The organism is Pseudoalteromonas sp. SCSIO 43201 (assembly GCF_023716725.1).
Classification (GTDB): Bacteria; Pseudomonadota; Gammaproteobacteria; order Enterobacterales; family Alteromonadaceae; genus Pseudoalteromonas; species Pseudoalteromonas peptidolytica.
Map to the genome: position 1 here is coordinate 212,143 of NZ_CP072684.1, position 19,181 is coordinate 231,323.

At 43.3% G+C, this 19,181-nt stretch carries 4 protein-coding genes; 3 read left to right on the forward strand and 1 reads right to left on the reverse strand.

Translation table 11 applies throughout. The annotated features are described in order from the left end of the window. Window positions 1-3 precede the first annotated feature (3 nt). The 3 genes from rdrA (at window position 4) to J8Z24_RS17790 (ending at window position 6,680) form a co-directional block, all read left to right on the forward strand. Window positions 4-2,901: an antiviral RADAR system adenosine triphosphatase RdrA gene (gene rdrA, locus J8Z24_RS17780; RefSeq protein WP_252095873.1), complete on the forward strand. Its 2,898-nt coding sequence runs from the start codon at window positions 4-6 to the stop codon at window positions 2,899-2,901. Beyond that, window positions 2,898-5,408, forward strand: coding sequence for an antiviral RADAR system adenosine deaminase RdrB (rdrB, locus tag J8Z24_RS17785; RefSeq protein ID WP_252095874.1), 2,511 nt, complete (start codon window positions 2,898-2,900; stop codon window positions 5,406-5,408). Before rdrA ends, rdrB begins: the two co-directional genes overlap by 4 nt. 516 nt (window positions 5,409-5,924) lie before the next feature. Then, window positions 5,925-6,680, forward strand: coding sequence for a hypothetical protein (locus tag J8Z24_RS17790; RefSeq protein ID WP_252095875.1), 756 nt, complete (start codon window positions 5,925-5,927; stop codon window positions 6,678-6,680). Window positions 6,681-7,064: 384 nt separating this feature from the next. Here the strand turns inward: J8Z24_RS17790 and J8Z24_RS17795 are convergent, their stop codons facing one another. After that, window positions 7,065-19,181: a tandem-95 repeat protein gene (locus J8Z24_RS17795; protein WP_252095876.1), complete on the reverse strand. Its 12,117-nt coding sequence runs from the start codon at window positions 19,179-19,181 to the stop codon at window positions 7,065-7,067.

Consider the following 19,181-nt stretch of genomic DNA (forward strand, 5'->3'; position numbering starts at 1 on the left):
ACCATGAGCAGAAAATATAAATTAAATTTAGATAAAAATGAGTTCAGAGATGACTATATTGCTGGCAATAATCTAGATGAGTTTTGGCAAGACGATGCAAAAAATGCGCTGCTAAGTCGGTTAAAAAATTGCTTGGGCGAAGCAAAAGAGTATCACTCATTTAGGCAAGGGAGCAGTAAAACATGGTTGTCTCATAATGCGATTTTGGTCTCGGGACAGCGCGGAACAGGCAAAACGGTATTTTTAAGAAACAGTAAAGCAATGTGGGAAAGCGCTCATTCAACTGGCGAAGATGAAAAGTCACTGTATTTTCTTGATGTCATTGACCCCACCATGTTGATTAATGAAGACACCTTCGCCAATGTTATCGTGGCGCAGATATACAGCGAAGTAGAGAAACAGCTCCTTAAACACACAGAGTTTGCATGCTCAAGTGCAAAGCAAAACGACAAAAATAAGTTTACTTATGCGTTAAAAAAACTTGCAGATTCACTAGGAAAGTCTAGCGAATTTAACGGCTATACCGGTATCGATAAAATCCAACAATATAAATCCGGTATACATATCGAGTCTTTTTTTCATCAATTTGTTGAAATAGCGATTAACATACTTGGTTGTAAAGCCTTAGTGCTACCCATCGATGATGTTGATATGGCATTGGATCGCGCGTTTGAGGTTGTCGATGACGTCCGCAGATTGTTAGGTTGTCCTTATATTATCCCTATTGTCAGTGGCGATATGCGTTTATATGAACACATGACTCACGTACATTTTGATGATAAAGCGTATAAAAAACACGTACACAACAAGGAGCTAACAAAGGAAGGGTTGGCTGTTGCAGAAGAGCTCACCACAGCATATCTAACCAAAGTCTTTCCCAATCAAATGCGTATTTCACTGCAGCCTATTAGCCGCTTAATACCTAACTTAACGATAGCCGAGCGCTCAAGTAAAGAGAGTTTCCAAGAAACAACCGTTGGTGACTACGAACAATTGTTGTTTCAGGCCTTTTACCCCTTATGTCATAATGACGAAGCGCTGCATCACTGGCCAAAACCTGAATCTTCACGGGAGCTGGTGCAACTTATCCGTTCAATTCCTCCTAGGTATATTAATAATTCACACACATCTAACCAATCAGCAAAGCCTGACCTTCATACACTTTGGAATAATTTTATTACGTGGGCTGAGCAGAAAAAAAATGGCGTTGCATTTACAAATGCCGACTCCTATCTAACACTGCTCAACCAAAATAATAGTAAAGAGTTTAATATTCAGACATTATTGGCTTTTAATCCTAGACAACAAATTAATAAAGAATTATACCCATGGGCAAAGAAAGACTTTTATCAAAATCAATTAACGGTTCTTGAGCCACTAACACAACAAGCTCGCGCTTATAGTGGCAACACATCCATTTTAGACTCAGTCTTCAAAGCTAACTCGCATACGCTAAGAAGCATGCCACCGCTGGAGTTTTACGACGAAAGAATATTTATTTCGCAAAAAGCCATAGTTAACGCGAAAGACAATCCAGAACTCAGATTAATTGAAACAGAAGACCGTGGGGTTATCGAAATACCACTACATCAATTATTGTTAGATATTTATACCCACGGTGAAGTCTACTCATCCATGGCTAATACCTATCAATTTATCTTTTTTAGCCGAGCCTTTGAGTTAATTGCTTACTCCTGTTTAAAGCCTACAGCAGAGTTAACCATACTGGAGCGCAATATAGCGGCCATACTCAACCGCGTACCGTTTTATTCAATCTTTAGTATCAATCAAACCAAGCCTGTATTTGGTTCAACCGATCAGGAATCAACAGAAGAAGAGCAGGCGCAGTTAGATGAGGACTCAGATAAAACGCTAAGTGCAAAAATACTGGCGATACAAATTGCTAACTGGCAAAAGGCACACGAAAATACGTTTAATACACTAGACAGTAAAGCTCTGGTGGCGCTGCTCTCGTATATGTTTAACAAAACCTTCACTGCTTTTGCGGTATTTAAGTACCAAAACTTACTCAAATCAGACCGCTATGACGATGAGCATTTATCTGACTTGGTTAATCGCTTTAGTTATATGTTAGTTAATTCAGCTTACACCGCTGGTATTCAGGGGGAGTCTATACCTGCAAACGTCGCAATCTCTGGTGAGTACACAACCTTCAGAGACCGGGCGAAATTTGAGAGAACGGAACGTACATTAAGTCGTAATAAATCGTTTCTAGAAAAGGAAGCTGAGGAGAGTGAGTATTCCGTACTTGCACTTAACTTCTGCCGTGCCTTAGAGCAACATCCCGTTTTATTTGCATTTACCGATACACCGCAACTGAAATTAGGTAAAACACAAAGTAATAGTGCTAACACCAAAACTACCAAAACGGCTTGGAATATAGATCCAGAGAATAACGCCGGTTCATGGAAACCCAGTAAAGGTGCAGAGAAAAGCTCATTTTCGCCAGTGAGAAGTAGTAGAGCGACAAGGGCTGATAATAAGTCAGCTGCGTCTATAGACTCAAAGAGCACTAGAGATAATCCAGAAATAGCAGCTACCAAAGAGCCTAACTTTACCCGTAATGATCAAGATAAAACTAAGCCTGTAAACCCTAAAGTTATTAAAAATAACGAAGAAATAGACCAAGCTATAAACGCGATTTTGAGAGAGTATAAAGCCGCAACAAGCGCCAAACCCAGTGTTGGAAAGCTGCGACTTTACATGCGTAATAACAAGCAAAAAATTGTATTAATTGGACTAGGGTCAGATTTTTCAACAGAGGCTATAGATAATTATGCTGCCGCCAAAGGTTTACATAATCGAAAGGGTGATATATCCGGAAGTAAATCTGAAGGTAAAGTGATCATAGCACTTCGGCGTGAAGAGTTTATCCAATGATCTGTGCATCAGATAAGTCTATTGTCGCTGCAGCTGCGTTAACATCTGATCGGTTGCTCGCTTCTCCTTCTGAGCATGGCTCATTGCTATCGAGCACCTCGACAAAGCCCATCACAGAAGCGCTCACGGCTGCGGTATCAGACTACCAAGCCTATACCCGCCACACACTTCGAAGCGATGATATTTATCATATGCTAAAGCTTAACTTTGTTTCTTTTGACAACGAAGACTATGAGCAAGTATTAAGTCACCTCAGTGACTATTATTTACAGTGGCAAGGAAATAGATTTGAAGTTAAGCCTAAAAAACTGGATCAATGGCTTGAATTATTAACGCTGCTTGACCCAAGCTGGGTAATTGCACAGGCTTATAAAGATTTATCCTCACGCCATGGCGTGAGCAAACATGATGTCATCAGCGCGATTACGCGCACTCAATGCCCTTTCGCATTATCTAATGACAGATATGACAAAGCATATGCTGACAACCATGTACATTTGGGAGGTCATGGCTATATCGGCCCTTCCCTATTGGGGTTTGCACTTTATGGCCAATGCCTAGATGACAAAATTGTGTGGCCGAGGCGAGCAGAATACACTTTGTTTGAGAGCGGCGCTTATAAAAAGCAACACCTACCAGCGTGGTGTCACCAATTAGGCACCACCTTGATTGAACACACTTTTAACTATCAGGCTTCCACTTTGCGTGAGTTTGACCCAAGCGAGGATATCGCCAAAATACACAACGTATTACCATATTTACACCAAGATAAAGCCGATCTGGTTACACAGCACTACTTTGTTGCCGCACACAATCGTTTTGCTCCATCGTCAAAACGCTGGCTACTCTTCTGTCTTGGGGTATTACACTGTGATAAAGCGCTCAGTCACCAAATCAATGCTTTTATTCGTGTTAGCGCTATCTTTCGAAACTATATGGTGGTGTCGGGTGTCGGTTTAAGTCAATTCGTTAGTCACTCTCGCTTTCAAGCTCGGAGTAAACGAGCGCTTGCGTACCAAAGTCACAGTGGGATAGATGCACTCAGTGCTGATATGCAAAACACTTATCGTGAATTTAGGACTACACCGCAAGTACTACTGGGCACTGAGCAATTCCCAGCCGATCCAGAGTCCTTAACCCAAGCACTGCGGGTACTGTACGAGTCTTCCTTAGCTGAACAGGTGCATTTTGTGTTGCACTTTACGCGCTCAGGTAATAGAGCAGATAAATACCAAGAACAAATTAGAAAGGCATTGAAAGCGCAAGTAAACATGCTGCAAGCGTTTGCATGCTCAACGACCTTTTCAAGTTACGAGATAAAAGAGTTTGGTATTGCTGACAATACTTGCCCCCTTACTTTTGACTTGCGCAAGGCCATTCGCGGCTTTGACGTAGCAGGCAATGAAAATGAGCTACCGATAGAAGTATTTGCTCCCGCACTTCGAATACTCCGCCAGGCCAAATATAGTGCCTCTGGGATATTTTCAAATCGGATGCAGAGACCTTTTTTAACCGTCCATGCTGGTGAAGACTTTAGCCACCTCCTGAGTGGACTGCGCGCAATTGATGAAGCGGTGTACTTTTGTGATTATCAAGCTGGGGATAGATTGGGACATGCGCTGGCGCTAGGTGTGCTACCTCGTAAATGGGCAAAGCGACAACGAGTTGCCTACCTCTCTATCGACGAGCATCTAGATAATCTCGTGTGGTGTTATCAAAAAGCCCTAGAAGTTGTTCAGCAAGTACCTCAATTTACAGGTGTGCTGCAACTACTTAATGAAAAGATCCAATACTGGTCAGGGTTACTTTATGATGACGAATATAGTTGTAGAGCGTTATATGAAGCGTGGAAACTACGCAGAAATTGCCCGTACGCTGTGCGCGAAACCAACTTAATGGAGCCAGGCTGGGCAGTTGACTTTGAGCAAGGTGAAGCCGTTAACAGTTCAAAAAAAGCGCTAGCGCTTTGGCAAAGCTACGTAGATAGGGACGTACTTGCACCACATCAGCAAAAATCGGTAATGATACATTGCATTCCTAAACCTGCGGAAGAGCCATTTGGCGTGGAACAAGGGGTATATTTTGATTCTATTTCTGCAGCAGAACTGGAGTTATATGAGGCTATCCAAGATTTGCAAATGGAGAAGTATGCCGCTGATGAAATCATGATTGAGGCATGTCCAACTTCAAATATTTATATTGGCCGATTCCATCATCATCATGAGCATCCCATTTTTCGCTGGGATCCACCTGAACAAGAGTGGATCAAAGCCGGTGAAAAGTATAACCGCTTTGGCCTCAGAAAGGGTTCCGTTGCGGTATGTGTGAACACAGATGACTCAGCATTAATGCCTACTACCATTCAAAATGAACACAGGATATTGCAACAAGTTGCAATTGAGCATTATCAAATAGGTGTTAATCAAACCGAAGTTTGGATTGAAAGGATCCGACAAAAAGGTATCGAGATTTTCCAAAGCAACCACTTATCCTGGTTAAAACCCTGAGCTGCCTTGGTGGAATATCAAATTCGTCTTAATACTTGGCTAATTTGAGAGAGTATTAAGACGATAGCTATATTATACCAATTTGACTTAATACTTGCTCAATTTGAAGGAGTAAATCTGACGCTAACAGTGTTAAAAATTTCTCATTTAGAACAACTAAATAGCAAAATTTTTGCCTTGCCTATATGGATGTAGGTACCTTAGCGATAGCAGGACGCGGTAGCGGAGTTATCGACAAGATTTTCTCGCCTCAAAATAGACCACTTAATTAAGCAAATTGGTATTAGATGTTTCTTGTTCGCCACTTTTTACATTGCGCACATCGCATAGACACCTCATTGATTGCAATAGTCACAAGTAGTATTTTCACCAGAGTTTCAGCTTCAAAAAAACGGCTCATTAACAAGTGGATACTGTAAAAAATGTAAAAAAATGTCTTTTACTATTGTGTACTATTTTAGAAACTATTTACAGCATGTATACTGAATACGTATTCTGACAATCAAAGGAGATGAAATGAAATACATTTATGGGTTAACAAGTTTACTGTTTATTTTGGGAACCAGTGGCTGCTCTAGTGAGTCCACTACTTCAGATATTGTCGCGACCGAAAAAATTTGGGCAGAAATTCGTCTTATCGCAGACGGTAATCGCGCGCGAGTCGTTACTGAATTTAATAAAAACAGTAGTATAGGCGCAAATATTATTCTTAGCCCCAGCGACAAAGTACAAGCCACCGTTGGTAATGAAGTAAAAGTGTTAGAGATGGATGAAGATATTTTAGATATCGACTACCAAGGATACTTTAGCCAACCGGCTAAAAATACTGAATTTAAACTTGAATTAATAAGAAGCAAAGAAAACAAAACACTAACCTCAAAAGTGGTCTTACCGGAAGAGGTGTTGTTATATTCACCGGTCGCTGCTACATATCGCAAAGATAGCCGGATAGTTGTTGAGTGGAAGCCAGTCAATGAGCCAGACACCACCCTCACCCTATCTTTTAACGCAAGTTGCACTTCCAATACAGGTGATCCTTCATCAATCAATCACTATGTAGAGTTGGATGATAATGACGGCAGCTACACTATTTTACTTGGAAGTATAGAAGGACTACATGACGATAGTTTGAACAAGAAAAAACCTTGTAAGTCACATATTACCCTATCACGCTTAAAAGAAGGCACAGTCGATAGCCAATTTAAATCTGGTAGCTCAATACATGCTATTCAAGAAAAGGGATCTGAAGAGTTAACTATCTTACTCAACTAACCTAAACTTGAAGTCACAAGCTGTATATTTATACCAATTAGCCTAAATACTTGCTCAATTTGAAGGGGTAAGTCTGACGCTAACTGCGTTTAATTCACTTCCAATAGCCAGCTATTGGAAGTGAATTCGCCTTGCCTACAGGATGTAGGTACCTTAGCAAGAGCAGGACGCGGGAGCGGTGTTTTCCCTATGGACAAGGAAAAACTAAGTTTTGCTTTAGCAACAATGAGTTGAGACATTCCTTATCCAAACCTCAGGTTCATTGGCAAGATTTTCTCGCCTAAAAATAGGTTACGTAATTAAGCCTATTGGTAATAGCTGTTTAGATTGGCCGTTTAGCAGTTCAATAAATATCGAATTGCTAAACGGCCAATAACAGTAGCGCTAAAACTGATAACTCACGCTAATCGCTACATCTTGAACATCGTTTGCTGAAATAAAGTAATGACTATAATCAACACCAAGCGTTAACTCATTCGAAAGTTGATAATGTACCCCTCCACCTAAGTAACCACTTGTACCACTGTCTTCAAAACGTGTGGAAAAGCGCTCTTCTCTCACACTGTTGATTTTGTAGTCCCAATTAAATGCACCTAAAAACATTTTTCCAACAAACTTATCTGCAAAGGTTTTTGTGTAATTAAATTGCAGCGCTGGCCCCTCTGGTAATACCGGTGCGACACGCGAAATTAGATTTTGACTTTGTTCTGGGTTGCCACTTAAGCCTTCAAACTCCACGCTTCCCTGACCGAGATCAACATAACGAAGACCAACATGCCAGTTAGGGAGCAACTCATAAAATGCCCCAATAGACCAGCTGCTACTTGTATCATCTAAACTGATAAGGCTCAGATCTGGGCTAGTTAATTCACTATCCGCAGTTGATTGTCCAACTGACGCTTCAATGTTCCAACTACCCGCTTGCACTTGAGTGCTTAACACACATGTACTACTTATCAACGCAAAGGCTGGTAATAATGATTTCCTGCGGCGGATCACTATTGCACTAATTAACAGTACCAACATACCTCCCATCGTCCCTGAAGACGTATTTTTAACGGATGTTACCTCTTTGATCGATACAGTAACACGAACTTGTCCTTCAGCTAAAGCTCCTAGCTCATCTCTTACCGTGTAGAGTATGGTATCTACACCTTCAAAGCCAGATTTTGGTGTATAGCTCAAAGTACCATCAATATTTATTGCAACCGTACCTTGACTCGCAGTGGCAGAGACAATACTTAATACTCCCCCTTCGGGATCAGCGTCGTTTGCTAATACATCTATCGTAATTTGTGTACCATATGATGTCGCCGTGTCATTCGCGGCTTGAGGTGGCTGGTTTGCAATAATTGTCACTGTTGCAGTGCTACTGCTAGAGCCTCCCTTGCCGTCGGTGATACCGTATTGAATAGTCGCGTTGCCAATGAACGTGGCAGGTGGGGTATAGCGAAGTTTGTTATCTTCTATTGTAACATCACCAAAATCGACAGATGCACTAGTAATAGAGAGTGTGTCGCTATCAGCATCAGTGTCATTTTCTAGCACGTCAATTAAGAGTGTTTGACCCGAGTAAATAGAAGCAGAGTCAGTATTGGCAATTGGCTGCGTATTATCACTAATTGGGACTGCAATACCACCTGGGTCAACAATGCTACCATTTGCTAGACCATCATCATCATTGGGACCACCGTCGGCTATTCGAAGCTGCACACACCAATCTCCTTCATTTAGCCCAGCAACCCACTCATTGCTGCCAGGGGGCGGACAAAAACCTGGTTCTCCCTCTGTTGAAAGTAGTTCATTACCGTCGCCTAACACAAAGTCTTGCCACTGACCGCCAATCAGCTTTCGATATACCGCATTTAGCGGGATTGGCTGACGTTGTGGTAGCACGATGCTGTATACATCACCTGGCTGTGGTAAACCCGTTGCAATGAAATCAAAGATCCCACCAGCGTTATTAGCTGTCGGATCAGAAGGTAACTCCTCCTCTAACAGCTGCAAACCACCTGTGTCATTTTGTGGCACTGTCGCGCCTTTACGTAGACAAACTCCAGGATCTCCCTCAACTAAGAACTGAGTCGACTCCAAGGCTTGTTCTTGAATAACATTACACTCGGTAATGGCATCCAGAAAATCAGGGATCCCATCGTCATCCTCATCAGCATAGCCTTCTTGATCATCGGGAATTAAATCGCCATCACTGTCATCCCCAGTTAACTCAGCCAAGGTAGAGACAACCTCAATAATGATATTTCGAGAAGTAGATAAACTTGGCGTGGCATTATCTTCTGCTGTCACTTTCACTTTATAGATACCAGCAGAGATATTGGTAGGGTCAAATTCAAACACAAATGGGTCACTCGAGATATCTGTTATCGGTGAGTCTGGGATCCAAGATACACTCACTTGATCATTTGGATTTGGATCTGAAGCTGTCGCTGTGATTGTGACTGAACCGCCAGATGTTGTAACTAAACTACGTTCTTCGCCACTCTGCGATACCAATGTAGTAAGGCTAGGGGCGACATTTTGCTCAACAATCGTCACAACTGATGTCGATTTAGCCCCTTTGTTTACTGAATCATCAAGACTTACAATGATTGTTTCATCGCCTTCGGCTACCCCATCGGCAAAAATATTGAAATTAATACTGGTGCTGGTGCCAGAGTTAATAACCACCTCTGCTGAGCGCAAATCATGATCTGAGCTATCAGCAGTGCCCGATACCGTATAAGGAATAGTGACAGGGTAACTCGGTGCAGGACCATTCAGATATACCGCTATTGAATGACTTCTATCTTCTGCAACTCTGCTATCTTTTTGCAATGATACAAGTGGGTTTACAGTTAAGTTTTGGCTGGCAGTCGCCACTTGACCTTGGCTATCAATAGTCTGCCAGTAAACTATATGTTTACCAGGTGCAAAAATCGGAGCGCCCCCAACCAAAGAAACTGGCAAGGCATTTCCTGCACTGTCTGTCGCAACAGCCGTTCCAAGGTTCACTTTTGTATACAAGCCTGTTGCATTAACTGTTAAATCATTAGGTGCGGTGATTTCAGGAGTATTTCCAGTACCCGAACTACTTATGGTCACATTGGCCGTCGCTCTTGCCCGCGCTTTACTGTTATCTTCCACCAAGTAAGTAATGACGATTGGTACTTGTGAGTTTGGCACGGCTTGATACGTCAGCGTATCATTAGAAACAAACACATTACCGATTGAGGCTTTAGCACCCACGATAGTTAATGCGCTGCCATCTGGATCGGTATCATTTTCTAAAACGGGTAACACATATTGATTAGACGCTACAGGGTCAAAGCTAAAGTTATCGTCTATAGCAATTGGTGCGTCATTCACAGATGTTACAGACATAGAAACCGACGCCACGGCAGACGTCAACTCACCGTCAGATGCTCTGTAGGTAAACGTATCTGAGCCGTTAAAGTTTGGTAATGGAGTATAACTAAACACATTTCCTTGAACTCCAACTACACCGTTTTGTGGCTGTGAAACCAGTTCTACTGTTAATGTATCTCCATCTTGGTCACTAACGTCCGCTAGGAAACTTGTTGTTCCATCTTCGGCAACGCTTCTTTGCATATTATTGGCAATGGGTGCCGCATTGACTGCCTCAACATTGATATTAAATGCAGGTAGACTTGCACTCAAAGAACCGTCACTGACACTAATAACAATATTGTTATAACTGCCTACACTCTCTCTAGATGGTGTACCAGACAGTAGACCACTAGCAGTATCAAAACTTGCCCATACAGGCTGGTTTGTGATGGAGAAACTCAGCGTTTGAGAATCCACGTCCGTTGCTGAAGGCGTAAAGCTATATCCTTCGTCTTGTTTTACTGATGTACTCGGTGTGCCCGAGATAGTTGGTGCATCATTCACTGCATTTACAATGATACTGAATGCCGTCAGTGAAGATTCGGCTTGGCCATCAGACACGCTAATCACAATGCCACTATAAGTGCCGTCTTGTCCTTCTGTCGGCGTACCGGAGATTGTGCCTGACGTGCTATTAAAGCTTGCCCAACTCGGTAAATTGGCAACACTAAATGTCAAACTATCGCCATCAACATCGGAGGCACTAGGCGTAAAACTATATGTGTTGTCTTCATTCACTGATGTGGGCGGCGTTCCAGAAATTACCGGACTGTCATTAACTGATGTTACGGCGATGTTAACCGTCGCAGTATTGGATGTCAGACCCTCCGCATCATTCACGGTATAGGTAAAGCTATCATTACCGAAGAAATTAGCATTCGGTGTGTACACTACTCGCCCAGTCGTTTGCACTTGCACCGTTCCGCCCTGAGGTTGGCTAACGATTGCAACACTTGTAACGTCCAGCTGGCTGTCTACGTCTGTGTCATTTCCAAGTATATTGATCTCTATATTGCCATCTTCTTGGATTTGCTGAACCGGATTATCTACCGCCACAGGCGCATCATTTACTGCATTAATTGTGACAGTTACAGTTGCAGGATCTGATCTCAACCCTTCACTATCAACAATAGTATACGTGAATCTAAGCTCACCATTTTGATCTTGTTTTGGTGTGATAGTCAGTAGACCATCGGTCCCCACAGTTACCGTTGCTAAATTATAATTACCAACGCCATCCCCTTTGTCTTCCAGAGTAATATCTGAACCATCAAAACCTTGATCTTCTACATCTGAGTCATTAGCTAAGATATTTATGGTTGTAACAGTATCTTCATTGGTTGAGCCAGAGTCATTTGATGCCACAGGTCGATCATTAACCGCGCCGATGTTGACGGAAATGGTCGCGATGTTGGACTTTCCACCTTCACTATCAAGGATTGAATAAGTGAAACTATCATCACCTGTCTCATTAGCATTTGGGGTATAGGTAATAGTGCCGTTATTTAAATCAACGGCAGTTTGCCCTTTGGTTGGCTGCGATTCAATTGTAATTGCACCAGATGGATTGGTATCTTCCACATCGGTTGCACTAGCTCGTACCGTCAGGGCTGATGTCGGCGTATCTTCATCAATATTAGGCGTAAAGTTTGCTGCTACTGGTAAATCATTAACCGGTGTGATGGTGATATTCACTATCGCAACATTTGACTCAGCATTGGTCGAGTCTTTCACTGTGTAAGTGAAAGAATCAGAGCCGTTTGCATTGGCTGTTGGGGTGAAAGTAACAACACCATTGGTATTCACACCTAATGACCCTTTGGTCGGTTGTGTTTTAATCGTAATGGATGACGCGACTAAATTATTTTCAGGATCACTGTCATTGGTGGTGACATTAATCGCTTTTGCAACATCTTCCAATGTTTCTAACGCATCGTTCGAAGCCGTAGGAGCATCCTCAACCGCATTCATATTAATAGTTACGGTATAAACCGGTGAGCTGGCACTTGAATTATCTTCGACATGATAGGTAAAAGTATCTGTATGATTTTCACTACCATCATGGATGTAGCTAAAGCTACCATCAGTATTGAGTGTGAGCGTGCCATATTGAGGATCTGTGTCCTTGACTATTGTTAGGCTATCACTGGAATCTAAATCGTCATCACTGGCAAGCGACAATAGGCCATTGTTCAAATCACGAGATAGTGTCCCTCCTTCATCGATCGTATAGCCAATACTCTGCCCTGTGGGGGCATCATTCGTATTTATTACTTCTATGCTAAATGCCGTCAATGAGTCGCTGTCAGTGCCATCGTTAACCGAAATCGTAATATTTGCAGTTGTCCCTACATCTGCATCAGTTGGCGTGCCAGACAGCTTACCAGTTTGAGTATTAAAACTTGCCCAACTAGGCGAGTTAGTAATACTGAATGTATGGGTATCATTTGTGTCAGAGTCCGTCAGAGTTGGTGTAAACTCATAAAGGCTGTCTTCATTTACACTGGTCGCTGGTGTGCCAGAAAGTACAGGCGCAACGTTGTACTTTTTCGTTACCGTATCAGTAAATGGTGCGCTTTGGTTTCCAGCCGCGTCAGTAATAACAGCGCTCAAAGTCAAGGTTCCCTCTGCCAAGCTCGACACATCAACAGAATTAACTTGAGCAGTCGTACCTGTAATAGTAATACTTGCTGAGCTACTAACCGTATTAGTTCCATCCGATATTGAATACGAAAAACTGCCCGAACCATCCAAACCAGACAAGGCGAAGCTTAATGCCGATTCATTTGCCGCGTTGATTACGCTTTGGTCTATCGCAGCAGTTACGCCCGTAGGCGCGCTGGCATCAATGGTCACCGATAATGCACCACTGTCAGCGGTGTTACCCGCGGTATCAGTGGCTCTAGCTGAAATAGAATGCCCACCTTCTGACATCGCGGAGCTGGGTGTGATAGTCCAGCTACCGCTAGACACCACAACACTGCCAAGCGTACCGTCCACGCTAGAAATCAGTGTAACCGTGTCACCATTAGTCCCTGAGCCTGTAAATGTTGGCGTTGTATCATTAGTGATATTATCCGTATTTGACGAGCCGCTATCTGTAGCAGCAGTCATATCAGGTGTTGTTGGAGCATTGGGCACGCTTGTATCAATTGTGACGTTTAATGCACTAGAGCTGTTGCTAACGTTATTCGCACTGTCAGTGGCAGTGGCAGTAATGGCATGTACTATTCCTGCGGTTAGTGCAGAGGTGGTAATTTGCCAGTTGCCGCCTGTTGCAGTACCAGTGCCAATTACTGTGTTTCCGCTACCAACTTGGCTACTGTAAAGTTTAACTGTCGTGCCATCTTCCGCAGTACCAGAGAACGTTGGAGTGGTGTCATTTGTGATGTTATCCGTGTTAGATGCACCGCTATCTGAACCTGCTATTAAATCGGGAGTAGAAGGAGCGTTTGGCGCAACGTCGTCAATAACCGTAATCGTGAAGGATTTTTGTAGCGTATTAGTTGAATCATCAGTTTGAATACAAACCGTATGTGAACCTGCATCTAAGTCATTTTTTACAGACAGCAAGGAACCACTAATTTCAAAGTTCGCATTGTCAGTACTCGCTGTACAGGCTCCTGCATCACTGCTACCCACAGTAACCAAGGAATAAGCATGTGAAGAATCGTCGACATCGGTCGTGGATAAAGTGCCAATATTATACCCTGTCGTAGCAGCAGACTGATTTAAGCTGTTCGAGCTGAGGGTCAATGTCAGTAGTGTGGGGGCATCATCATTCGCCGTAATAGTGACAGCAGCTTGATTAGTCCCCGAGCTATTAGCTTCCCCATCATTAAATACATAATCCAGTGTCACTGAGGATGGCGGCGCTTCCGAACTATTTTGATAAGTAATACTTTGTAGTACAGAATCAACAATGGCAGAGGTTGCACTAGTGTTAAAGGTTAACACTAAGGTGCCAGCAGAGTTTGTCGTAACAGTGCCAACAGTGGTTGAGTTATAAACAAATGTATTCCCCTCAGTAAGCGTTCCCAATAATCCGCCGTTACCAAATATATCTTGCGAACTTGCACCACCATTTCGTGAAATAGTCAGGCTTGCGTTGTTGTAATTACCAACTCCGCTATCAAGTGCATCAAGTTCGGTATCAGCAATCACTACATCAGAGTCAATTGCTACCGCGGAGCCATTTTCCAAGAAGGTTGCACCGCCATTTAAATTACTAAATACCGGCACATCGTTCGGGCTAACAAAGGTGATATCAGTATTTGCGCCGTTGTCAGCAACCGTAAAGACAAGCGAATTACTCGGTGCATTTGACAGGGTAATAGCCACTTCAACCGCACTGAAATCCGTCGCATCTGTATCAACCTGAAGTGTACTGGTGCCATTAAAACGTACATTACTTGTCGTTAAACCGGTAACGCCAGTGATGGTAATAATATCTCCGATGCTTAAGTCCGTGATAGTATCACCATTGAGATCTGAGGCACTGCCCACAAAGCTATCATTGCCAGCGTTACCTGTCAGTGAATCCGTACCTCCGCCAGGTCTAATGATGTCTGCACCACTACCACCGGTTATGGTATCGTTGCCATTAAAATCCGTTGCCGTCATGTTAATTGAATCGCCGCTGAGCGCACTTGCATTCAGTGTAAGTGCAGCAGAAAGCGGAAAACCCAGTGAATTAGAAATGGCAACTGTACCGCCATCTGAGTCAAAGTCATCAGTTAGGGTTATAGTAAATATGTTTAGGGAACCAATCGCGATGTTCTCAATTTCAGATACGCTAGTGTTTGCAAAGTTGAATGTTCCGCCATCCATCAGCTTAAGTGTTTCTGATCCAGCAGCCCCCGTAATTGCAGTGGTAAAGTTGTTACCAATATTAGCCGCGTCCAAAGTCACTGTTGCGCCACTTAAAAGCGTTAATGAACCTATATTCACAAACCCGCCGCTGGTCAAGTCTGCGCCATCAGAAGCGCGAACAGAGTCGGTAACGGTGGCATCCCCAGTTAATGTTCTGGCATATGCGCTGCCGCCAATATCAAAAATAATGGCATCATCAGCAGAAACAGCAGACACATTTGTTGTCGCACTGCCAACTGTAATGGTTCTGGTATTTCGAGTATCGTCGCCAACGCTATAGGTTTCAACGCCTGTAAAAGTTGTAAAGTCTCCATCTCCGGTCAGGTTGATGGTTTCTGAGCCTGCTGCGGTGATGGTACCAGTAAAACTATTATGCTGTGCCACAGACATAGTTACGGTACTGTTTGAGGCAAGCGTTAAATTTGTAACTGCGTTAATCGTCGCAGCGCTAATGTCCGCACCAGAACTTAACGCAAGCGTATCCGCTGTTGTGTTATCACCTGTAATGGTTCCTGTGTAGCTCAATGCACCAACATCAAATGTAATGGCATCGGTACTTGAAGTGCCAGTAACTGAGTGCCCAGCACCGCTCACCGTCACGGTTCTTGAATTACTACTATCATCTAGAAGAGTGTAACTCTCAATGGCAGTTATGGTTGAAATATCACCATCTCCAGAAACCGTTAGTGACTCTCCCGTTCCACCCGCAGTGACCGTACCTGTAAACCCAGAGATCTGAGATGCGTCTACAGTTATCGCGCCATCGGTCGCAACCGAGAGGTTTTCAAAACCGCTAACACTTGCACCCGCGATGCTGCCACCATCGCCGATATTCAGCGTGTCTGTCCCTGACCCCCCAGCTAATGTCCCGCTAGCACTTATGGCGCCAATATTCACGGTGTCATCACCACTACTACCGGTAACACTTTGCCCAGTTGCACCAAGCGTAAAGGTGTTTGCGGTTGACAAAACGTAAGCCTCAACGGCTGCGTTACCTGTTAATCCATCGGAAGTATTACTAATGGTTATCGTTTCAGAGCCTGCTGCGGTAATTGAAGAAACAGCGTCATGCTGTGATTCTGTCATCGTTACTGACGCACCACTTGCTAAGCTTAGCGTTTCAAACCCAGTAATTGACGTCGCCCCGCTTATATTGGCACCATTACCGAGCTGTAATGTATCCGTTCCAGTTCCCCCTGATAGCGTTCCAGTTGCGCTAAATCCTGCGACATTTACAGTATCATTACCCGTGCTACCTGTAATATTTTGACTCGCAGCGGCGAGTGTAATTGTAAACGCAGCATCTAAAACATAAGTTTCAATATCTGCATCGGCGGTAATAACACCATCTACAGTGGTGCTTGATAGCGTGAAAGTATTGGTACCTGAACCGTTAATCGTGGTAAAGCTATCATGCTGTGCCTCTGATAATGTCAAATTACCAGAAGAAACCGGAGAAAGCGTCTCAAACCCACTAAGTGAGGTAAGCGCTGTTAAGTCCGTGTTAGTCGCAACAATGAGCTCATCAGTACCAGCACCAGCTCCACCATCAGCGCTCGAGCCTGTTGCGTGGGTTGCATCAGCGATGGTCAACGTTTCACTTTCTGTAGTGAAAGTAATCGCGGGTGATAGGTTAGTACCACTATTTGTATTAAACCCTGCAGCATTGGAGCTTGCCGCGGTGACATTACTCACTGATATGGTTGCCGTTCTTGATACGCTGCTTGCAGAGCCATCATTAATAACAACCGTCACCGTTCTAGCCGTTTCATTTGGTGCGCTGGAGGTATTGTTGTATGTGATTGCTTGCAGAAAAGTTTGCACTTCTGAAGCTGTTGCTGAGGCACCTGTTATTGAGATGGTATCTTGTAACGTAATATCAGAGGCGCCAGAAACCCCTGTTAGCGCATTTTGTGCCGCGGCCGTTACATTCAACCCTTCAGCAGCACCGTCTTGATCATTAGTTAATGACACAGTAACCGTGGTTATCGTATCCCCATCAGCCTCGGTGACAGCCGCATTTGTTGCAATATTAACAGCCCCTCCACCTTCTGAGAAAGCCGCGCTGCTGTCATCTGAGCCAGAGCTCGAATCTAAGTCAACCACAGGCAGGGTGTTGGCTGTTGAAAAATTAAAAGTAGTATCGTCGCTAATGCCTGCAAAGCTAAAGCTTGCATTATCATCAACTGCCGTCGCGTCAATTCGTATCGCGTAGTTGCGGTTGCCGGTTAAATTTGTGGTTGGGTTTAAATAAATTTTGTCACCCGAAATACCGATACCACCCGCACCAGGAGTTGTTGTTGCGGTAGCAGACGTCACATCAAAAACCTGAAAATTACTACTACCTGTCACGTCTCTAATGGTAATGTTGCCAGTCCCAGCCACAATATTTTCACTGAAGTCGATAACAATATCATTACTGGCTGTCACGTTAGTGGCATTGTCATTTGGCGTAGAATTAGCGCCATCAAATGTTGGCGCTGCTGTATCGACAGTAAACGCAGTAATTGCTAACGGTGTGTTGGTATTACCTGCAGCATCTTGGACTGTAATAGTACAGTCACTATAGGTACCCTCTGCGAGTGGCGAAGTGTTGTCACTCTGGGTTAGGGTTATTGTTTGGTTTCCAGTGCTGCTAATCGTTGTAGAAGTTGATGTACCGCAACTGCCACCAACAGATAATGTGCCAGTTTCAGTAGTACTAAACGTATAGTTTGGCGTTGTATCACTCGTTGGTGTCGACACTGCTGTGACTTCAGCCACCGTTGGCGCGGTGGTATCCACTACAAAAGATGGAATATTGAGTGTATTACTAGTATTCGACGCATCGTCCGTAACCGTGATTGTACAATTACTGTACGTTCCATCTGCTAAAGGCGATGAGTTGTTTGTTTGTGTTAACGTGATGGTCTGGTTACCCGTACTACTTATGATGGTGGAAGTTGACGTACCGCAACTGCCTCCAACAGCTAACGTGCCAGCTTCATCTGTAGTAAAAATATAATCTGGTGTGTTGTCTTGGGTTGGCGTAGTAACCGGTGTCACTTGACTGATAATAGGGGCTGTCGAGTCTGGGTTTTGGATATTAGTCAACACGAAATCATCGAACCGGCTGTAGTCTATATCTGAATTATCATTTTTACGAATGGTGATCTTTGAAACACCAGTCCAATTCAAGTCAACCTGCTGATTACTGTTTACTGTAACGTTCTTTGAATCGCCATTATTAGATTCAATCGTGAAATACTGTGAGCTCGAGCTATAAAGGTGCACACTGGTGATATCAAAGATCTGCCCGGTACTGAAATAAAAATACAGTTTTTTATCACCCGTACTAGTTCCGGATCTATCTACCAAACATTCTCGAGTACCACTGTACACGTAACATGACAAATCTCCACTATCTAGTTTTAATTTCGCTATATACCCACTACCAATATCGTACGTTTTAGCATTTTCATAAATATTACTAAAGGCATCCATATTGATGGTTTTATCAACAGCTAATACATCACTAAAATCTTTTAATGCAGTCTCAGAGAAAGGGATAGTGGTATTCACTTCACCTTTATGTATTTCTAGCTCCCAGTCGCCATTTAGATCGCGACTACCCGTCAAGTTATTTGAGGCTGCAATATCAACATGCGTATTTTTCTTGATGATTTCGACTAATTCAAAGCCATGATTGTTGGCCGCTAATTCACAGCCATAAAAAAGCAGATCAGCGCTGGGCTTCATTGCTTGATTTATCGCGTCAGTAAGCTGGCTATCGTGTGCGAAGTCTGTTTTATTTACTCGCTCATCGCCTAAGTGGATAGTGCCCGCTGTCGCATGTGACACCAAGTGAACAGCATCAAGGCCACGATATTGTTTAAGCCAAAATATCAGTTGTTGCTTACCGCTAGACCCTGCTTTTAAATCAATAACCTCTATACCGGGACGGATGCGTTGATAAAACAAGTGCTTATCTTTCACATCAGCAGCAAGAATAATTAGCTCTTTCACACCAGCCAGTTTGCTAAGGCTAATTTCCTCTTCTATTGCTGTCGATTCTTCGGCTTCGTAAAAGAATGATTCAAGTTGATAATTTGATTTACCTCTAGCCAAACGTTCAGGCTGAATACTACTTGGATGAAGGTCAAAAAGTGCGTTTTGCTGTATCGCAGCATAACTACTGACAGGTAATAGAGCGGAAACTATTCCATTTAACACGAGATGATGCAT